The organism is Streptacidiphilus alkalitolerans (genome assembly GCF_042511045.1).
Lineage (GTDB): Bacteria > Actinomycetota > Actinomycetes > Streptomycetales > Streptomycetaceae > Streptacidiphilus > Streptacidiphilus alkalitolerans.
Window position 1 is genome coordinate 283,625 of record NZ_JBHEZX010000004.1, and the last position, 16,634, is coordinate 300,258.

Consider the following 16,634-nt stretch of genomic DNA (forward strand, 5'->3'; position numbering starts at 1 on the left):
CCGGGTCAGTCTTCCTGCTGCTCCGGCCAGACGCCGACGTGGTCGGGCTCCAGCGAGACCTCGACCCGGTGCTCCATGCCCAGCGCCTCCAGGAACTGCTTCGGCAGCTGGACCCGGCCGGTGCGGTCGAGCATGGCGTACTCGCGCTCCTCCACCGACTCGGCGCCGTGCTCGTCGGTGGCGAGCCGGCGCAGCACCTCGGAGCTGGTGCGGCCGTCCCTGATGGCGACGGTGCGGCGGACCTCCCCGGCGACCATGAGGTCATGGGTGACGATCACCACCGTCGCGCCGAGTTCGCGGTTGACGGTGCGGAAGGCCTCGAAGATCTGGGCGCCGGTCTCCGAGTCCAGCTCGCCGGTGGGCTCGTCGGCGAGCAGCACCGAGGGCTGGTTGGCCAGCGCCACGGCGATGGCGACCCGCTGCTGCTCGCCGCCGGAGAGCTGGTCAGGACGGCGGTCCATGGCGTGGCCGACGCCGAGCAGGTCCAGCAGCTCACCGGACCGCGCGGCGCGGGCCCGGCGCAGCTTGCCGCCGCTGCCGCCGCTCAGCTGCATCGGCAGCGTCACATTCTGCCGGGCCGTCAGGAACGGCAGCAGATTGCGGGCGGTCTGCTGCCAGACGAAGCCGACCACCTCGCGCCGGTACGCCAGCCGGTCCTTGCCGCTCATCGCCAGCAGGTCGCGGCCGGCCACCGTGGCCTTGCCCGCGGTGGGCACGTCCAGACCGGCCAGGATCTGCAGCAGGGTGGACTTGCCGCTGCCGGACGCGCCGACCAGGGCCATCAGCTCGCCCTGCGGCACGGTCAGGTCCAGGCCCTGCAGGGCCTGCACCTCCACCCCGTCCGAGGAGAAGATCCGGACCAGCCGGTCGCAGGCGATCACGGCGTCGTGCCCGTAGGCGGGGCGGTCGCGCTCGGCGCTGACCCGTCCGCGGAGCTCGGCCAGGGTGGGCTCGGCCGGGGTGGATCCGGCCGGGGTGGATTCGGTGGCTGGCTGGTCGTTCAACGCTGGTCCCCCGCTCGCAGTACTGTGCTGATCTGACGCCTGCCGATCACCGCGGCCTCCAGCAGGACCACCGCCACCGCGAGCAGCAGCAGGGCGAGGCCCGGGCCGAGCAGCGGCAGCGCCTCGGCCCGGAGCCCCGCCGCCGGGGCCGTGCCGGTGTCGCCGACCAGGGCGGCCAGGTTCACCGAGGGGCCGAACAGCGGGATCGCCGCCAGGCCCAGCAGGGTGCCGACCACCACCGCCGCCAGGATCTGCGGCAGCGACTCCACCAGGATCAGCCGGTAGCCCTGACCCGGCGTCAGCCCCATCGTGCGCAGCCCCGCCAGCAGCGAGGACCGGGCCGGAGCCGCCTGGAGCAAGGACAGTAGCACCGCCATCAGGCTCAGCAGGGCGGCTGCCAGCACCGTCGCCGCGTAGAGCGGGACCAGCGCGGCCTGCAGCGGCGAGTGGTCCAGCTGGGCCCGCAGCTCCGAGCGCACCAGCACATCGGCCGACACGTCGCCCGCGGTCCTGGCGACGGCGGCGCGCAGCGCCTTCCCGTCCACCGGGCCCTGGAGCAGCAGCGTGGCGGGGTCGAGCGCGTTGTGGACGCTGCTCGGCGGCAGCGCCGCCAGCGCCGCACCCGAGACCAGCATGAACTCCCCGCTGCTCACCAACGGGGTGCTGTCCAGGACACCGACCACCTTGATCCGGTAGGTGCCGAACTGGTCGTCCATGGCCATCGGCTCGGGGCCGATCGCCGCCGCAAGCGCGGGCGAGGCCAGCACCGGCAGCGGGCCGCTGCCGGAGTAGCGCAGCAGCGCCGGGTCGAAGCGGCCGATCCGGTCCGCGCCGGAGAGCCGGGCGTAGCCGGCCGGGTCGACCCCGTACAGGTCGAACACGTCCCGGTTGCCGTGCACGGTGAGCGGCTCGTCGGCGCTGTGCTGGACGCCCAGCACCGAGCGCACCCCCGGGCTGCGGCGGACCGCGGCGACCAGGGCGGGCGGCAGCGGGGAGCGCTCCGAGACGATCTGGGCGTCCGCGCCGACCTGGGCGGCGACCGCCCGGTCCCGGCCGCTGCCGATGCCGCTGAGCACCTCGGTGCCGAAGACCGCGACGGTCAGCGCCAGCAGCACAGCCAGCAGCGGCAGCGCGGACGCGACGGCGGAGCCGCGTCCGGCCCGGACCAGGCCGAGGAAGCCGACCGCCCCGCGCCGCCGGGCCACCGGACGCGCCGCCAGCCGCAGCGGCCACGGGTACAGCCGGATCAGCAGCAGCGCGCCGGCCGCCCCGAGCAGCAGCGGGGCACCGCTGAGCAGCGGGTCCACCCCGCCGCCGGGGGCGAAGCCCTGCCGCCGCACCGCGGTCGCCGCGGCCACCGCGGCGACCAGGACGGTGAGGTCGACCACGGTCCGGCGCCGGGACGGGCGCTGCGACACCAGCTCCTCCGGCCGTCCGGCGGCGGTGACCCCGCGGTGCGCGGCCAGCGAGCGCAGCGGTACCGCGAGCGTGGTCAGCCCCCAGACCGCGAGCGCGGCGAGCAGGGCGGTGCCGTGCCGTCCGTTCGGCAGCAGGGCCAGGGCGAGCGCGGTGCCGAGCACCGCGCCCGTCGTGGTGCAGACCAGGGTCTCCGCGAGCAGCCGCCTGGCCAGCGCGCCCATGCTGCCGCCGCGGGCGCGCAGCAGCGCCAGCTCCCGGGACCGCCGGTCGGCGGCCAGCCCGGCCGCCATCAGCAGCACCGCGGCGCCGACCCCGACCGTCCCGGCCGCGCCCACGGTGAGCACCGGGGTCAGCGCGTCGTCCTGGTCGGTGAAGCGGGTCAGCAGCACCGGCAGCGAACTGCTGAGGGCGACCCCGCCGGAGATCATGGGCAGGTTCTGCGCCTCGGCCGCCCCGGGTCCGGTCAGCAGCCCGGCCAGCCGGGTCTGGATCGCGGGCACGGCGTGCGCGGTGAGGGCGCCGTCGGCGACCGGGAACCACCAGTACGCCTCCATGCCGCTGCGCAGGCTGTTGAGCAGCGGGAAGGCGCCGGCCGAGACCAGTGCCTCGGCGTGCCAGTACTGCAGGCTGTACGGCGAGGGCGTGGTGTCGAGCCCGGGCCTCAGCAGCCCGGGCTCCCCGGTCCAGTAGGTGTCGCCCGGGCCCAGCGGGCGGTAGATGCCGACCACGCTGAGCTGCACCGGACCGGCCTGGTCCGGGCGCAGGTGCAGCAGCTGGCCCAGGTGCAGCCCCAGGGTGCGGGCGGTGTCCGCGCTGACCGCGATCTCCAGCGGGCCTTGGCCGCGCGGGTCGGCCGGCAGCCGTCCCGACACCATGGCGGTGTGCTGGGCCTGGTCCGGCTGCCAGTCCAGGGTGAGCACCGGCGCCGGACCGTCGATGACCGGCAGCCCGGGGTCGGTGAGGGTGTCCTTGAGGCCATTGCTGTGCAGGCCGTAGCTGCTCTCCGCCGGATCGACCGGCAGCGATCGGCGCAGCAGCGGCAGCAGTTCGCCCCGGGCGGCGGCCAGCAGCGCCGGGCTGACCGTCGAGGGGTCGGCGACCGGCAGGCCCTTGTCGCCGAACTCGGCCCGTGCCTCGACCCCGTGCCCCGCGGGGTCGGTCCCGGCCAGGATCTGCCGCAGCGCGCGGTCCCCGGCCCGGTCCAGGGCCAGCGGCAGCGCGGCGGCCAGGAAGGCCGAGACCAGCACCAGCAGGGCCAGCCCCAGCGCCGCGCCGCGGGCGCTGCGCAGCCGGGTCAGGGTCCAGGGCGCCAGCGCGGGCGGGGTGGTGCCTCTCATGTCTCCTCCGGTCGGCGCAGCCGCTGCGCCGGGTCGCCGCCGCGCAGCCCGGCCACCGCCGCGACCAGCAGCGGTACGGCCGCGATGGCGGCCAGCAGCAGGCACAGCTGCCCGCCGGGCAGCAGCACCCGGACCCCGGGCACCGGCTGCGTCCCCTGCGGGGTGAGCACCAGCAGCGGCACCACCAGCCGGGTCAGCACCTCACCGAGGGCCAGGCCCACGCCCACCCCGATCAGCACCGGCAGCGCCAGTTCGGCGGCGGTGCTGCGGGCGATCAGCCGCCGCGGCGCCCCGAGCGCCCGCAGCACCGCGATCTCCCCGGCCCGCCGCCGGACCGCCCCGGCCGCGGCGGCGCCGAAGCCGACCGAGGCCAGCACCACGGCCAGCGCCACGGCGGCCAGCAGCGCGGCCTCGGGGCCGGTGCCGAGCGGGTCCTGCCGCAGCGCCGAGGTGATCCGGGCGCGGTCGAACACGGCCTGGACGCCCGGCCGGGCCCGCAGCACCGCGGAGACCCGCGCGGCGGCCGGGTCGGAGCCGGTGTTCAGCCACCATTCGCTGGGGCTCAGCAGGGTGGCGTTCGCCTGCTCGGCCCGGCGGTCGTAGGCGGCCAGGTCCACCAGCAGCGCCCCGCCGTAGGCGGCCGGGTCGGTGCTGCCGTAGCCGCTGCTGCGGACCAGCGCCGAGCTGCCGAGGCCCTGCTCGGCCGCGGCGCCGGTGCCGGGCAGCGCGGTGACCACGGCGGCGATCCGCACCCGTACCGTGCCCTGGCCCGAGGGCAGCGGGACGATGTCGCCGACCTTCGCGCCGCTGGATTCCAGGAAGCGCCGGTCGGCCACCCCGTTCAGCGGCGGCAGCGGCTGGTCGGCCTGGGCCGGGCGGACCACTGCCTCGGGGGTGGGGGCGCCGGAGCCGTACCGGGCGTCGAACTGCCCGCTGTCCAGGGTCAGCGTGAGCGGGGCGGTCGCGTCGCCCCCGGTGCCGGTCACCCTGCCCGGGCGATAGCGCGGCACCACCGGGGTCCCGTCGGCGGCCACGGCGCTCTCGGGCTGCCCGGGATCGGCCTGGGCGGCCCAGGCCAGGCCGGACGGGAAGGCGGCGGTGGCGCCGTCCGCCTGAACCGCGTGCACGGTGAACACCTGGGTGACCGGCCCGGCGTCCGACACCGGGGTGGACAGGGTGATCCGGCTGAGAGTCAGCGGATAGGCCGGGACGCCGCCCCCGGCCAGGGCGTCGAGGTCGATGCTGAGCCGGTGGGTGCGGCCGTCCGTCGGCAGGTCGAACTCGGTGTCGGGGGAGGGCAGCCCGAAGCGGTCGGTCAGCTCGACCGTGAGGTCGTCGGTGGGGGTGGACATCCGCGGCGCGGCGCCCGGGAGGGCGGTCAGCGCGGCGCTGACGTCCAGGGTGAGCCGGTGCGGCCGGCCGGGCAGGGCGATGCCCAGCGCGGCGGCGGGCCGGGGCGGGTCGGCCAGCGGCGCCAGCAGCGCGGCGGCGTCCGGCCCGGCCAGGTCGGGACGCAGCGGGTACCGGCCGCCCTCGGTCCGGGTGTCCAGCGCGATCAGCTCGCCGAGCCGGTCCCCGCTCAGCGACACCGACTGGCGTCCCACCGGCACCACCGAGGCCACCCCGGGCAGCGCGCTGTAGCCGCCGCCCTGGCCGAAGCTGGGGCCGCCGCCGCTGACCACCCGGATGTCGCCGCCGGTGTTGAAGGCGGTCTGGTCGGCCTGGGACCGCTGCCAGGTCGCGCTCTGGCCCAGCGCCAGGGTGCCGATCGCCGCCGCCAGCGCCAGCACCAGGACCGGTCCCGCGCCCTGCTGCGGCCTGCGCGCCACCTGCCAGCCGACCAGCGCCGCGGGCAGGCCCCGGCCCCGGGCCGAGAGCCGCTCGGCCAGCCGGGCGGCCGGCGGCAGCAGCCGCAGCGCCAGCACCGTCCCGGCGCACAGCGCCAGCGTCGGGGCGACCACCAGCACCGGGTCCACCCCGAGCCGTCCCTGGCTGTCCTGGCTCAGCGCCCCGCTGCCGGAGCCGTGCGCGAGCTGCCAGTACGCGGCGGCGGCCAGTGCCACCAGGGCCAGGTCGGCGCCCCCGCGCAGCACCCCGGGCAGGGTGGCCCGCCGGGTCCGCCGCCGCTTCTGCTCGGACCAGCTCCTGGCCCGGACCAGGGTCGGGCCGACCACCACCAGCGCGCTGCCGCAGGCCGCCGCCAGCGCGGCCCACCAGGCGGAGGCCGGCAGCGGGCCGTCCAGCCGCACCCCGGCCGAGGCCAGCGGACCGTAACTGCCGAGCAGCCGGATCAGCGGTCCGGCGAGCAGCGGCGACAGCAGCAGGGCGGGCAGGACCAGCAGCACCGCCTCCAGCGCGGCCAGCCGGGCCAGCCGGGCCGGGGCGGCGCCGCGGGCCCGCAGCAGGGCGTTCTCGTCCTCCCGCTCCTCGACCAGCAGCCTGGCCGCGAGCAGCAGCGTCATCAGCGCCAGCAGGGTCAGCTGCAGCACGCCCACCAGCAGGGTGGAGCGGGCCACCACCAGGCTGCCGCGGAGCTGGGTGAGCAGGTCGGGGAGCAGGGTGCTGCCGGTGAAGCCGCTGCTCGCCCCCTGCGCGCCGGACAGCCGGGCCACGGCGGCCCGGTTGGCGTCGGCCAGCGGGCCCAGCCGGTCGCTGCCGAGGGTGCTGAAGTCGGGGACCAGCTGCCAGCTCGCCTGGTACTCGGGGACCGCGCCGCTGCCGAAGGAGCCGTCGTCGACCAGCAGCGGCCCGTAGGTCGATCCGGCGGCGCTGCCCGAGGAGCCCTTGCCGGCCAGCGGGTCCAGCTGCCAGTAGCGGTCGGTGCTGTCGGCCGGGCGGTAGCTGCCGGTGATCAGGATCCGCAGCGGGCCGCCGCCGACCCGGTCCTTGAGGGTGAGCTCGGTCCCCGGCCGCACCGCCGCGCCGTCGCTGCCGAAGCGCGCGGCCACCGTGCTCGGCACCGCCACCGGCACCGGCCCGCCCGGTTCCGCCGCCCCGGGCCAGCTGCCGCTGACCAGCCGCAGCCGGGACCGGTCCAGACTGCCCAGCACGGTCACGTCGGGGTCGTTGCCGGCCCCCGGGGTCGGCAGGCTGTAGGGGTCGGACTGGGCCAGCGAGCGGATCGCGGTCGGCAGCCCGGGGAAGGCCCGGGCGGCGACCGCTCTCGCCTCGGCGTCGGCCTTGGCCCGGTCCTGGTAGCCGAGGCTGCGGTGGAGCAGCAGCGGGGTCCCGGCGGCGTCGGTGGTGGCCAGGGTCCGGCGCACCCCGGCGTCGCCCACCGAGGAGGTGAACCCGGCCAGCGCGGCCAGCACGCTGGTGGTCAGCAGCACGGTCAGCAGGGCGGCGGCGAGCAGCAGCCGGTGTGCGCGCAGCCGCAGCAGCACATAGCCGACCACCGTGTTCCCCCGTACTCCCGTTCCGCCCCCGCGTGCTGTTCGCGGGCGATCCTGTCACGGGGGCCAGTGGTGGCGGAAGGGTTTCCTGGGGATGAACAGGATTGCTGGGATCAGTCCGGGGTGTTGACCATCGAAGCGGCGGCATAGACCAGGTAGTCCCACAGCTGCTGCTCGTGCTCCTCGGCCAGCCCCAGCCCGTCCACCGCCGCCCGCATGTGGCGCAGCCAGGCGTCGTGCGCCGCGCGGTCCACGGTGAACGGCGCGTGCCGCATCCGCAGCCTGGGGTGGCCCCGGTTGTCGCTGTAGGTGCGCGGACCGCCCCAGTACTGCATCAGGAACAGGGTCAGCCGCTCCTCGGCGGGGCCGAGGTCCTGCTCCGGGTACATCGCCCGGAGCTCAGGATCCCCGGCCACACCCTGGTAGAACGCCCCCACCAGCCGCCGGAACGTCGGTTCCCCGCCGACCTGCTCGTAGAAGGTCTCCGTCTGCACCGTTCCCCGCTTGATCTGGTCCACGGCCTCATCCTCCCAGACTGCGGTGAGTCCTAGGCGTGGTGGACGGTGATGGTGGTCCAGGCGCCCACGTGGATCCGGTCGCCGTCCTTGAGCGGGTGCGGGACGTGGGCCGGGAGCGCGTCCGGGGCGCCGTTGAGGGTGGTGCCGTTGGTGGAGTCCTGGTCGATCACCACCCAGCCGCCGTCCGGCTGCTCCTGGAGCAGGGCGTGCTGGTGCGAGGCCCCCGGGTCCTCGGGCGCCGTGGACAGGTCGATCTCCGGGACGGTGCCGCGCTGGTGGCTGCGCCGGCCGATCCGCAGCTGGCCGCGCCCGGTCATCGGCACCCGGCGGTCCTGCGAGTACGGCGGGAAGTACAGCCCGGCCGCGTCGGGGCCGCTGCGGGCCATCATGTCGTTGAAGTAGTCGCGGTCGGCGGCCACCGTCGCCACCCAGGTGCCCCGGCCGACCGGCCGGGACTGCTGGCCCGGCTGGGACTCCTGCGGGGGCTGCAGCAGGAAGTCGGTGCCGAAGCCGCCGCTGGTGTCGCCGGTCGAGTACTGCACCCCGCCGTAGGTCCCGGCCGCGACCCCGTACGGGGGCGAGGGGGCGGCGGGGGCCGGCGGCTGGGTGGGCTGCCGGTAGCCGCCGGGCTGCTGCTGGGGCTGGCCGTAGCCCTGCTGGGGTTGCTGCTGCGGTTGGCCGTAGCCGGGGTCGTAGCCCTGCTGGGGCTGGGGCTGGCCGTAACCCTGCTGGGGTTGCGGCGGCTGCTGCTGGGCGCGGCGGGAGGGGGACGCGAGGTCGTAGTCGTACCCGCACTCCTCGCAGTAGCGGCCGGTCTGCGGCGTGGCGCAGATCGGGCACATCTCCAGCCCGGCCGTCTGCGGCGCCGGCTCCGGGGCTCCCCACTGCTGGTGCTGGTGCTGAGGCTGCTGTTGCTGAGCAGGCTGCTGCCCCTGCTCGGCTATCGGCCAACCGCAGTAGTCGCAGTAGTCGGCGGTCGGCGAATCATGACCTTGCGGGCAGATCGGCATGGGGAGCCCCCCTCTGGCTCGTGGGTGCAGCGCCCGGCCGGGTGGCCTGCTGCTCTGTGTCGCTACGTCTCGTCGCGCTCGCGGATTACGGAGTCTTCTTGACGCGTACGGTCTTCGTCGACCGTGTCTCCAACGTCATCGAGTCGGCCTCGCTGACGTTCTTACGGAATCGAACGGTACCTTCCTTCGCGTCGACCACGTCCACCACCTTGGCCAAGAGCCGGAAGGTGTCCTCATTGCCCGATTCGTGTGCCAGCTGGACGGCCTTGCCCAGCTTGGAGGTCGCATTGTCGACATCCCCGCGCCGGTGCGCGTCCATGCCCTCCTGGATCGCATTCGCCAGATCGGCCTGCCCGGTGTAGTGCGCGACCTGCGGGCTGATCTTGGTCGAGGCCGAGATGTCGTCCGTCCAGACGGCCTTGACCAGGCCCTGCGACAGCACCTCGCTGGTCCCGTCCGGCTGCGGCACCACCAGGCTGATCCGCCCGGCCAGCATCTCGCTGCCCACGGCGGCCGAGGGGACCTCGATGCAGACGTGGTAGTCGCGGCTCTCGTCCCCCCAGGACCCGGTGGGATAGTCCCCGGCCCGGGGCGCGGTGTCCTTGCGGCGGCCGGTCAGGTCCTCCACGGCGGGGGCGACCTGCTTGACGAACTTCACCGAGGCGTTGGCGGGGGTCCAGACCCGCAGGGCGACGTCGGCCACCTCCTTGCCCATGGCGTTCTCCATCATCGACCGGAAGTCGTCGGCGAGGCCGGCCGGGTCGGCCACGATGTCGACCGTGCCGAGCAGGGCGGACGAGATCCGGCGCAGCTCCTCGACCTCCCAGTCGGTGCCGACGCCGCGGCAGTCCGCGGTGAAGTGGCCCTGCACCCGGTCCAGGGTGCGCTGCAGGTCGGCCGGCTTCTCGTGCTCGTTGCGGCCGTCGGTGAGCAGGATGCCGTGCCGGATCGAGATGTCCCGGCGGGACAGGAACAGCTGGTCGGCCTTGCTCAGCCAGGTGCCGATGGCGGTGCCGCCGCCCGGGGTGAGCCGGCGCAGCGACTGCTTGGCCTCCTCCCGGCTGCCCGGGTGCGAGACCGCGAGCTGGCCGGAGCCCGGGTAGACCTCCTTGGCCTCGTGCGTCCCGGCGATCACGGCGAAGGCCACTCCGTCGCGCACCGCGTCGATCGCGGCGGCGGTGGCTTCGCGGGCGGCGTGGATCTTCGCGGCGGGGTAGTCCATCGACCCCGAGCAGTCGACCATGATCACCACGGCGGCGTCCGGGCCGTCGCTCAGGGCCGCCGCGGCCGACTGCGAGCTGACGGAGGCGCTGACGGACGCGCTGGTGGAGCCGCTGGTGCCGCCGCCGGTCGCGGTGACCGTGACGATCGCGTTGACCTCGCGGGCGCCCTCCGCCAGGTACTCGTTCTGGAAGATGTCGACGGCGAACTGGGGCAGGTTGGACTTCGTGAGCCTGGCCATGGGTCAGCTCTCCCGCTTCTCTCCCGCGCCCAGGACGGGCAGCGAGAGCTCGGTCGGTGTGTAGGACGATGGCGCCTTGATCGGGAGGCAGGGGAGGACGGCCACGGTGATGTTGTCGTGCCCGCCGCGCTCGCAGGCCAACCGGACCAGTTCCCGCGCGGCCTCCAGCGGCCGGGTCCGGGCGTCCGCCGGGACGATCGCGGCCAGGTCCTCGGCGGCCTCCCAGTAGTTCCACAGGCCGTCGGTGCAGATCAGCACGACGCCCGGGGCGGGGGGCGTGAACACCAGGGTGTGCGGCTCGACCTCCACCGCGTCCGCCCCCAGCCAGCCGGTGATGGCGTGCGCCCGCGGGTCCGCGTAGGCCTCGGCCTCGCCCATCAGGCCGGCCTCGACCATCCGGGCCGCCCAGGAGTCGTCCAGGGTCAGCCGCTCCGAGGTGGACCGGGCGTCCGGGAACCAGTAGCCCCGGCTGTCGCCCACCCAGCCGAGGGTCACCTCCGGGCCGACCGCGACGGCGCTGACGATGGTGCAGGCGGGGGAGTTGCGGCTGGGCTCGCGCGGGCCCTCCGAGGCCAGGTCCTCCACGCGCTGGGCCGCGGCCATGATCGCGTCGTGCATCGCCGACTTGGGGTCGGCGCCGGATTCGAGCGACTCCAGCAGGTGCTCGCTCGCCGTGTCGGCGGCGGCCTGTGACGCCTCGTCAGGACGGGTCGCCGAGGACACGCCGTCACACACCACCGCGACCACGGCGGGGACGCCGCCGGGACGGGAGGTGGCCGCGACCGCGAAGGCGTCCTCGTTGCGGTGGTGCCGGTGGCCCCGGTCGCTGACCCCGGTGACGCCTGCGAGCGCGCGTTCCTGATGGTCCCTCGGCCGGGGCTGGGCCCGGCCGCAGCCCTCGCAGTAGCCGTCCGCGTCGATGCGGTGGGCGCCGCAGCCCACGCAGACCGGGCCGTTGCCCGGGGGTGGTGGCGGGATGACGGGGTTGGGCTCGGTCGGCGCGTGGTCCTCTTCTTCGTCGTCCGTCTCGCTCACCAGCAGGCCGGAGGGTGCGGCCAGCACGAAGTCGCCGGTGCTCCCCGGCTCGGCAGGCGCCTGCGGCGGTACGGCGTGCCGCCCCCCACGAGGATCCGCCGCAGCCCCGCCGCCGGGCGGTGGCCCCGCAGGCAACGGCGGAATCCCCCCAGGCACAGGCGGTATGCCACCCCCCACCCCGGCGGGTGCGCCTGCGGCGCCGATCGCTGCCGCGTGGCCCACCGCAGGTGCCGCCCCGGAGGGGAAGCCCGGCGCGCCCGCGGGGCCTGCGCCGCCAGGCGCGCCCGCGCGACCGCCCGGGCCTGCAGCGGTGGCGGCTTGGGAACGGAGGTCCACACCGCAGCCTTCGCAGAAGCGGTCCGACTCGCCGACCGGCTGCGCGCAGTTCGGACAGGAAAGGGTCAACTGATCCATCTGCGCTTACACCCACGTCCTGGGCCGGGTGCGGTTGGCCCGCTCCACCCACTCGATCCGCTTCTCCGGCTGTTCCGCGAGACGCGCCAGTACCCGGTACGACTGCTCCAGTGCGAACCGTAGTTCCCGTTCCTCGGCCGGATGCCCCAGCAGCAGAATCGGTCCTGCGCCCGCAGGCCCGTCGGGCCGTCCGGCGAGGACCCAGCCGAGGGCCTTGCCCAGCACCTCGACGGACAGTTCCTCGCGCCGCCGCGCGTCCAGGCCGAGCCCGCCGAGCTGCGTGGCGCAGGCGTCGAGGTCGCTCCGCAGCGGCTCCGCCGCCGAGCGTTCGCGCAGCCGGGCCCGGACCGCGGCGACCCGCGCGGCGACGTAGTGGTTGGAGGTCTCCGGCACGGACTCCAGCGCCTGCACCGCGCCGACCCGGTAGCCGGCCGCGAGCCGTACCCGGGCCAGGCCGAACGCCGCGCTGACGTACGCGCGGTCGGTGGTCCACACCAGCCGGTAGAACTCGGCGGCGTCCTCCCGTTCGCCCAGCGCCTCGGCGCAGAGGCCGAGCGCCAGCTTGGGCGCGGCCTCGCCGGGGAACGCGTCGTAGACGGCGTCGAAGGAGTCGGCGGCGGCGCGGGCCGCGGCCAGCGGGTCGGGGCCGGAGCTGGTGCCGGAGGCGACCAGGGCCGCGAGGCCCCGGTACCAGACCACCCGCCAGTCGTCGGGGTGGTCGGCGGAGAGGCTGCTCAGGGCGGCGTCCACGGCGGCCAGGTCGCCCAGTTCGACCAGGGCGCGCAGTTCCCGCAGCCGCAGTTCGACCGAGTTGACCGGGGCGGACCGCAGTGCCGCGATGACGTCGGCGGGCGCGGTGGCCATCAGCGCGGCCAGGAACCCGGCGTTGGGGTCGGCGGCGTCGATCCGGGGGACCGGCAGCGCCAGCGCGGACTGCCGCGCGTCCAGCGGCAGCACCTGCGGCGCGGTGCCGGGCGCGAACCCGAGCGCGGGGACGCCGACCAGGGTCGCGGTGCGGACCGCGCCGCCGGCGGTGGGCACCGGTGCGGCGGGGGCGGCGGGCGGCGCGGCCTGTACCGGGAGCGGGGCAGCCGGCTGCGCCGTGGTCCGGTCGCGCCGGCCGCGGGCCGTGCGGCCCGGTGCGTCGAAGCTGGCCGGGCCGACCAACTCGGTGTCCACCACCCGCAGTTCGGGGCCGAACAGGGTGGAAAGGGCGGGACGGGGCCGCTCGTCCTGCAGCGCCAGGATCTCCCGGAGCACGCCGGTGAGCTGCTCCGCCATCTCCTGCGCCGAGGAGAAGCGCTTGTCGGGGTCGGGGTCGGTGGCCCGGACCAGCAGCCGGTAGAAGGACTCGTACTGGGCGAAGACCTCGACGTCCTCGGGCCCGGGCAGGGTGTCCCGGTAGACCGTGGAGAAGCCCTGGAAGTCGAAGGTCAGCACGGCCAGCGAGCGGGCCACGGTGTAGAGGTCGGAGGCGGGGGAGACGCCGTCGGTGGCGATCTCGGGGGCCTGGTAGCCGATGGTGCCGTAGATCGCGCCGTCGTCGTCCTGGCGGCGCACCGCGCCCATGTCGATGATCTTCAGCTGGTCCTCGGACTGGATCACGTTGTCCAGCTTGAAGTCGCAGTAGACCAGCCCCCGGCTGTGCAGGTAGCCCAGCGCGGGCAGCGCCTCCAGCGCGTAGGCGATGGCCTGCTCCACCGCCAGCGGGGTGCGCCGCCCGTCCGGGCCGCGCCGCTCGTCGGCGATGTCCTTGAGCGACTTGCCGCCGACGTACTCCATCACGATGTAGCCGTCGACGGTGCCCTTGCGGGTGTCCGGGTGCTCGACGAAGTTGATGATGCGGACGATGTTGGGGTGGTCCACCTCGGCCAGGTAGCGGCGCTCGGCGATGGCGACCGCGAGGGCCTCCTCGTCACCGGTGTCCAGCAGGCCCTTGAGCACCACCCACTTGTCGTTGACCCGGCGGTCGATGCCGAGGTAGATCCAGCCCAGGCCGCCGTGCGCCAGGCAGCCGACCACCTCGTACTGGCCGCCGACCAGGTCGCCTGCGAAGAGCTTGGGGGTGAACGAGTACTCGGTGCCGCACTTGGTGCAGAAGCCCTCGGGGCGGCCGACGTTGCCGTTCCGGGAGCGGCCGACCGGGGCCTCGCACTTGCTGCAGTAGCGCTTGCGCTCGGGCACCTCGGGGTTCACCAGCACCATGCTGCGCGGGTCGGGGCGCGGCACCGGAGGGACCGTCACCAGCCCGGCGCCGAGCGCCCCCCGGCTGGAGGTCGAGGTGCTGCCGCGGGTGCTGCGCACCGAGACCGAGGAGCGCGCCGAGCCGGTCCGGGTGGAGCGGGAGCGCCCGGAGAGCGAACGGGAGGACCCTCGGGAGGTGCTGGTCGAGCGGGCGGACGCCTGCGCGGGCACGCTGCCCAGCGGCTGGGCCTGGACCGGCGCAGGTGCGAGGCCGCACTCGGTGCAGTAGCCGTCGGCGTCGATGACCCCGTTGCCGGTGCAGTCGGGGCGGGTGCATGGTGCCGCCGCTTGGGCTGCTGCCTGGGCCGGCACCGCGGCGGGTGCGAGGCCGCACTCGGTGCAGTAGCCGTCCGCGTCGATCACTCCGCTGCCGCCGCAGTCGGGCCGTGTGCACGGTGTGCCCGTCGTCGCCGTCATCCCTGCCGTCCCCCTGTCGTTCCTGCCTCGGTGGTCATACTGAGTTCCTGCCGGGTCCGGCCGTGGGCCGGAGGGTCTGCTGATAGCGCATCACCGCGTACTCGGCCGCCCGCAGGTCGCACGGTGCGCTCCAGAGCATCCGCCGTGCCTGGTCGTAACGCTCGATCAGTTCCGGGTCCTCGGAGACCCCGAGCCGCGCCGCCATCGCCTTGTAGGCGTCGAGCCGGCCGCGCAGCTCGGCGCGTATCGCGAGCGGCGCGGTCACCGAGGTCAGTGACTCCCTGGCCCGCTGCAGCTCGCGCTGCGCCGCCCCCTCCAGAGTGTCCAGCAGCGGTCCGAGCCGGTGCCACTGCCCGTGCCGGCGCAGCTGGTCGGCCTGGGCCAGCCGCTCCCGCATCGCGCTGGCCGGTCCCGGTACGGCCGGGACCTCGGTGGACGCTATCTTCGCCAGCACCTCGCCGCGGGCCCGCCTGGCCTCGGCCAGGGTGGCGTCGGCGCGGGCCAGCGTCTCGCCGATGCCCTCGAGCCGCTCGTCGGCGTCGTCGCGCAGCCGCAGCAGGTCCTCCAGCTGCACCCGCAGGCCGTCCACGGTGCGGGCGGCCCGGTCGTAGCGGCCGGTGTCGACCGTGCCCGGCGCGGAACCGGAGCCGCCCGGCGCGCCGGTTCCGGCACCGGGCCTCGGCACCCAGAACGCCAGCGGGTCGGCGACGACCTCGCCGCGCAGCGCCGCCAGTTCCTTGGCCATCTCCTCCAGCGCGTCCCCGGCCGGGTGCTCGCCGGGGTGCACGCCGACCGAGCGGGCCAGCGCCCGGACCCGGCCCAACTCGGCCGAGAGCAGGTCGATCCGGGCCGGCAGCGCGGTCCAGACCGCGTCGGCGGCGGAGGCCACCTCGATGATCCGCCCGTACCAGGTGTTCATCCGCTCGACCAGCTCGGTGAGGCTGACCTGCTCGCTCATCCTGGTGCTGCCGGTGATGTGCAGGCCGCCCTGCGGCAGCTGCCCGGCCGAGACGGTGACGCCGCGTCCGCGCAGCAGCTCGGTCATCTCGTACAGCTCGGACTGGCCGGGGCGGGCCCGGCGGGAGCGGACCGCCCGGGCGGCGGCCAGGGCCTCGGAGTAGGTGTCGAACATCGACCAGAGCAGTCCGAGGCCGGGCTCGGCCTCGGACCAGCGCTCACGGGTGCGTCCTGACAGCTCGGCGCCCTCCAGCAGCCGGCGGCCCGGGTGGTCCTGCAGTGCCAGCAGCGAGGCCTCGACTGCGTCCCGCTCGGCGCCGAGGCGCGTCAGGGTACGGTCCACCTCCTCCCGGGTCATCACCGGACCGTTGGGTCCTGTCAGCGCCATCCGCCCGCCATTCGTCTCGCTCGGTGCTTTCTTTTCCTGGTCGTCAGATTGTCAGATCGGCGTCCGTTCGGGTAATGAATCAGTTCGCGAAGTGCGGCACCGGCGCCGGCGGGGGCGTGCTGCCCAGCGGCGTCAGCCAGCGTTGGTACTCGGCGGTCCACTGACCGGTGAAGTAGTCCTTGAGGACGTAGTTGACCCGGCGCACCAGGTCGTCCGAGCCCAGCTTCATGGCCACCCCGTACACCTCCTGGTCCAGCGGTCCGCCGACCAGGTGGATGGTCGGGTCCTGGGCCACCTGGCCCGCGCCCAGCGCGTTGTCGGTGATGGTGGCGTCGACGTTGCCGAGCTGCATCTGCACCAGGCAGTCCAGCTGGTTCGCCACCGGGAACACCGTCTCCCCGTGGTTCTTGGCCGGGTCCTTCAGCATGTCGGCGGCGGTGGAACCGGTCGCCGCGCAGACCTTCTTGCCCTTGAGGGTGTCGTTGAACCCGGTGATCGAGGAGGACTTGGGGACCACGATCTCCTGCCCGGCGTTGAAGTAGGGCACCGAGAAGGCCACCTGGGACAGCCGGTCGCAGGAGATGGTCATGGTCCGCACCACCACGTCGACCTGGCCCTGCTGCAGCGCCGAGACCCGGTTGGCGGTCGGCACGGCCAGGAACTCCACCGCGTCGGCGTTGCCGAGGATCGACTTGGCCAGGGCGTGCACCAGGTCGATGTCGAAGCCCTGCAGGCTGCCGTCGGTCGGATTGCGGAAGCCCCAGAGGTAGCTGTTGGTGTCGATGCCGGCGATCAGCTTGCCGCGCTTGATGATCCGCTGGACGTCGGGACCGGCGTCGGAGCTGCTCGGGGTCAGGCTGGTGTTGAGCTGCTGCGGAGCGCACGTGGCGTCCTCGGGCACGAGCCGGATGCCGGCCCGGGCCGCCGCCGGAGTGTTCCGCGGCTCGGCCGCGGAGCTCCCCGGCAGCAGCACCGAGCCGAGCAGCAGGCCCCCGGCCGCCAGTACCGCCACCCTGGTCCGTGTCACGACCCTCGCC

10 protein-coding genes are annotated in these 16,634 nt (G+C 75.1%); all 10 read right to left on the minus strand.

The window, feature by feature from the left end; genetic code table 11:
* Positions 1–5: 5 nt before the first annotated feature.
* The 10 genes from ACEZDG_RS10765 to ACEZDG_RS10810 all read right to left on the minus strand — a co-directional run bounded on the left by ACEZDG_RS10765 (position 6) and on the right by ACEZDG_RS10810 (position 16,624).
* Positions 6–1,004, minus strand: a complete 999-nt coding sequence (locus ACEZDG_RS10765; RefSeq protein ID WP_380506121.1) for an ABC transporter ATP-binding protein — start codon at positions 1,002–1,004, stop codon at positions 6–8.
* A complete protein-coding gene (locus ACEZDG_RS10770) occupies positions 1,001–3,760 on the minus strand; it encodes an ABC transporter permease (RefSeq protein ID WP_380506124.1) in 2,760 nt (919 codons plus the stop codon). Before ACEZDG_RS10770 ends, ACEZDG_RS10765 begins: the two co-directional genes overlap by 4 nt.
* Complete coding sequence (locus tag ACEZDG_RS10775; protein ID WP_380506127.1) at positions 3,757–7,155, minus strand: FtsX-like permease family protein; 3,399 nt, start codon at positions 7,153–7,155, stop codon at positions 3,757–3,759. Before ACEZDG_RS10775 ends, ACEZDG_RS10770 begins: the two co-directional genes overlap by 4 nt.
* A gap of 110 nt (positions 7,156–7,265) precedes the next feature.
* Positions 7,266–7,670 carry a globin gene (locus tag ACEZDG_RS10780; protein ID WP_380506129.1) on the minus strand — a complete coding sequence of 135 codons (405 nt, stop codon included), beginning with the start codon at positions 7,668–7,670 and terminating at the stop codon, positions 7,266–7,268.
* Positions 7,671–7,699: 29 nt separating this feature from the next.
* Positions 7,700–8,680 (minus strand): FHA domain-containing protein, encoded by a 981-nt coding sequence (locus tag ACEZDG_RS10785; protein WP_380506132.1) that lies wholly within the window; start codon positions 8,678–8,680, stop codon positions 7,700–7,702.
* Between the two features lie 85 nt (positions 8,681–8,765).
* Entirely contained in the window at positions 8,766–10,142 is a 1,377-nt protein-coding gene (locus ACEZDG_RS10790) for a vWA domain-containing protein (RefSeq protein ID WP_380506135.1), read from the minus strand.
* Between the two features lie 3 nt (positions 10,143–10,145).
* A complete protein-coding gene (locus ACEZDG_RS10795) occupies positions 10,146–11,204 on the minus strand; it encodes a PP2C family protein-serine/threonine phosphatase (RefSeq protein ID WP_380506138.1) in 1,059 nt (352 codons plus the stop codon).
* 393 nt (positions 11,205–11,597) lie between these two features.
* Positions 11,598–14,252: a serine/threonine-protein kinase gene (locus tag ACEZDG_RS10800; RefSeq protein ID WP_380506142.1), complete on the minus strand. Its 2,655-nt coding sequence runs from the start codon at positions 14,250–14,252 to the stop codon at positions 11,598–11,600.
* Between the two features lie 34 nt (positions 14,253–14,286).
* Positions 14,287–15,597, minus strand: a complete 1,311-nt coding sequence (locus ACEZDG_RS10805; protein ID WP_380506145.1) for a hypothetical protein — start codon at positions 15,595–15,597, stop codon at positions 14,287–14,289.
* A 79-nt stretch (positions 15,598–15,676) separates the two neighbouring features.
* A complete protein-coding gene (locus ACEZDG_RS10810) occupies positions 15,677–16,624 on the minus strand; it encodes a glutamate ABC transporter substrate-binding protein (protein WP_380506148.1) in 948 nt (315 codons plus the stop codon).
* Positions 16,625–16,634: the final 10 nt, after the last annotated feature.